Raw genomic sequence first — 3446 nt, 5'->3', positions numbered from 1 at the left:
GCTTGGCTTCGTCAAGCGCTCGGTCAATGCGGTCGGATCGGCGATCGGCATCGTTCGCTGACCCCGGCACAGCCAGTCGAGACGCCGGCGCTCATGCGCCGGCGTTTTTCATTTGAACAATAGGCCGGCTGTGGCCTTTGCCAAACGCTTGGTCCTGTGACTTTATCCAGACGGTTGAGCGGCGCGCATCAACGATCCTGGAGAGCTGCAGGCATGGCCAAACCTACCCAAGCTGACGCCGAAGCGGCCGTGCGGGTTCTCATCGAATGGGCGGGCGACGATCCCACTCGCGAGGGGTTGATCGACACGCCGGAGCGGGTGGCGCGTTCCTACCGCGAGCTTTTCTCCGGCTATGACGTCGATCCGCGCGACTATCTCAAGCGCACCTTCGACGAGGTCGGCGGCTATGACGAGCTCGTTGTGCTTAAAGACATTCGCGTCGTCAGCTTTTGCGAACATCACATGTTGCCGGTGACCGGCCGCGCGCATGTCGGCTATCTGCCGAACAAGCGCGTCGTCGGCATTTCGAAGCTCGCGCGCGTCGTGCACGGCTTCGCCCGCCGCCTGCAGATTCAGGAAAAGCTCACCGCCGAAATCGCCGAAGCGATCCAGGACATTCTGGAGCCGGCGGGCGTCGGCGTCGTCATCGAGGCGGAGCACAGCTGCATGACGCTGCGCGGCGTCAACACCACGGGCTCGCTCTTGACGACGAGCCGGCTGCTTGGCGTCATCCGCGACGATCCGCGCACCCGCGAGGAATTCCTCGGCATGGTGCATGGGAAGTGACGCGCGGAGTTCCTAGGACAGCGCCTTCTTCAGCTCCGCCACGATCGCGTCGCCCATCTCGCTCGTTGAGACGGTCGACGGCGCGTCGCCCTTGATGTCGGCGGTGCGCAGACCCTTCGCCAACACATTGGCGATCGCCGCGTCGATGGCGTCGGCGGCTTTCGGCAGATCGAAGCTGTAACGCAGAGCCATGCCGAGCGAGCCAATCATGGCGATCGGATTGGCGATCCCCTTGCCGGCGATATCGGGCGCCGAGCCATGGCAGGGCTCGTACATGGCGTGGCGTTTGCCCGTATCATCGGCCGCGCCGAGCGACGCGGAGGGCAACATGCCGAGCGAGCCGGTGAGCATCGCGGCTTCGTCGGACAGCATGTCGCCGAAAAGATTGTCGGTGACGACGACGTCGAACTGCTTGGGCCAGCGCACGAGTTGCATGGCGAGCGCGTCGGCGAGCATATGTTCGAGCGTCACGTCCGAATATTCGCGCTTATGCAGCGCGGTGATCACTTCGCGCCACAGATAGCCGGACTTCATCACATTCGACTTTTCGGACGAAGTCACCTTGTTACCGCGCTTGCGCGCCAGCTCGAAGGCGACCCGGCCGATGCGCTCGATCTCATAGGTTTCATAAACCTGCGTGTCGACGGCGCGCTTCTGGCCGTTGCCGAGATCGGTGATCTCCTTGGGCTCGCCGAAATAGACGCCGCCGGTCAATTCGCGCACGATCATGATGTCGAGACCGTCGACGATCTCGCGCTTCAAGGAAGAGGCGTCGGCGAGCGCCGGATAGCAGATCGCCGGGCGCAGATTGGCGAAAAGGCCCAGTTCCTTGCGCAGGCGCAGGAGCCCGGCCTCGGGGCGCAGATCGTAAGGCACGCCGTTCCATTTCGGCCCGCCGACGGCGGCGAGGAGCACGGCGTCAGCCTCATGCGCGCGCTTCATATCCGCTTCGCTGATTGCTTGCTTGTGCGCGTCATAGGCCGCGCCGCCGACGAGCCCCCGCTCGACCTCGAAGCTCGCGACGCCCGCCGCGTTCAAAAGCGCGAGAACCTTCTCGGCTTCAGCGGAAATCTCCGGACCGATGCCGTCGCCAGGCAGGAGCAGGAGCTTGTATATGGCCATGAATGCCTCTTCGTCGGCGTGAAAACTCGCGCCGTCAATAAAGCGCGCGACAAGGCGACGCAACCGCGCAAAATTTCCCTTGGTCGTGCGACAATTCGCGCGACGCGTCGGCCTTGCGACCTCTCGTGAAGCCGTGCAGCTTGAATAATGTCAAACGCACGGGGGCTTCGCGCGAGACGCGTCAATTCAACGAACGACGTCGGCGAGAAGCGATGCGCAGCTCTGCGCAGTTGGGAGACGCAAAGATGAAGAGCTACAAAACCATCATGCATATCACGGCGCTTGGCCTGATCGGCGCGCTCGCCGCCGCCACGCCGGCCAAGGCTTTCTGCGTCTTCAATTGCGAGCCCAAGCCCGAGGCCGCCAAGAAGGTCTTCGAAAATCTCGTCAAGAAGAAATTCGACAAGGACGCGGTGATCGAGAAATTTGAGATCACGCGCTTCTGGCCGCTTGACGTCGAAGGGGCGGGCCACGCCGGCTATGAGTTCTATTACACCGCGAACGTGCGCTTCCCGAACGGCGCCAATCTCGAATGCAAGCCGGAGGGCGGCGCGACGAAGCCCGGCTGCTCGGAGAATACGAACTATTATTCGACGACGATCCAGAACCAGATGATCAAGGACAAGCAATATATCGAGCCCGGCAAAGTCATCGAGTTCAAGGACGAGACCCGCTTCGACCAGGAGGGCAGCGGCTGGAAGGGCCAGGACGGCAATATGTATTGACCGGCGATCGTATCGCGCGGCGCTCCACAAGCTCGCGAGTCGGGAGGCTCGCGAGCTTTCGTTTAAGCCGCCGCTTGCCACGCCTTTCGCCCCTTCCGTGCGCCCGGCGCTTGGTGTAGAACGCCGCCCAAAGAGTTGCGCGCCGAGCGTGGCTGCGGCGCGGCTGGAAGGGTTCACATGCAGCAGGTCATTATCGCGATCCACCTGATGGTGGTGACGGCGCTCGTCATTCTGGTGCTTTATCAAAAGTCGGAGGGCGGCGCGCTCGGCATGGGCGGCGGCAGCGGCGTTTTCACCGGACGCGGCCAGGCCAATGCGCTCACCCGCGCCACGGGCATTCTCGCGACGATATTCTTTATCACCAGCATCGCGCTGACCGTCCTGCCGGCCTGGGAGCGCCGCAGCGAGGGCGGCGACGACTGGACCAAATCGCTCGAGCAGGGAACGATCCAACTCAAGGAGCTTCCCAAGACCGAGGGCAAGGACGTAAAGGGCGCGCCGGAACAGACGCCCGAGCCCGGCAAGGACAGCATTTTCGACCAGCTTCAGCGCGCCCAGCAGAAGCGTCAGCAGGGCGCGCCGGTAGAGGCGCCGTCTGCCGCGACAACCCCGCCGGCCGCGACCCCGCCCGCAGCAACGACGCCGCCTGCCGCGACTCCGCCGGCAGCAACGCCGCCCGCCGCGCAGGCGCCAGCTCAGGAGCCGGCTCCGCAGGCCCCAGCCGCTGAAGTCCCCAAGTCCGCCGCCCCGCCCGCCGAGGCCCCGAAGGCGGAAGCCCCAAAGCCTGAAGCAACGACGCCCGAAACGCCAAAA

4 protein-coding genes are annotated in these 3446 nt (G+C 64.1%); 3 read left to right on the top strand and 1 reads right to left on the bottom strand.

Features of this window, described 5'->3' with window-relative positions; genetic code table 11:
• Positions 1–213: 213 nt before the first annotated feature.
• Positions 214–786, top strand: coding sequence for a GTP cyclohydrolase I FolE (gene folE, locus QZ964_RS20455; protein WP_292534031.1), 573 nt, complete (start codon positions 214–216; stop codon positions 784–786).
• Between the two features lie 12 nt (positions 787–798).
• Here folE and leuB read toward each other — a convergent pair whose 3' ends face one another.
• Positions 799–1908: a 3-isopropylmalate dehydrogenase gene (gene leuB, locus QZ964_RS20450; protein ID WP_292534030.1), complete on the bottom strand. Its 1110-nt coding sequence runs from the start codon at positions 1906–1908 to the stop codon at positions 799–801.
• A 245-nt stretch (positions 1909–2153) separates the two neighbouring features.
• On the opposite strand from leuB, the gene QZ964_RS20445 reads away from it, so the two are divergent.
• Both QZ964_RS20445 and secG read left to right on the top strand, forming a co-directional pair.
• On the top strand, positions 2154–2633 hold the full coding sequence (locus QZ964_RS20445; RefSeq protein WP_292534027.1) for a hypothetical protein: 480 nt from the start codon (positions 2154–2156) through the stop codon (positions 2631–2633).
• 177 nt (positions 2634–2810) lie between these two features.
• A partial coding sequence (gene secG, locus QZ964_RS20440; protein WP_292534026.1) for a preprotein translocase subunit SecG occupies positions 2811–3446 on the top strand: 636 nt, incomplete at its 3' end.

Source organism: Methylocystis sp. (genome assembly GCF_021731785.1).
In the GTDB taxonomy this organism is placed as follows: Bacteria; Pseudomonadota; Alphaproteobacteria; order Rhizobiales; family Beijerinckiaceae; genus Methylocystis.
This window is presented reverse-complemented; position numbering and strand designations above follow the sequence as displayed.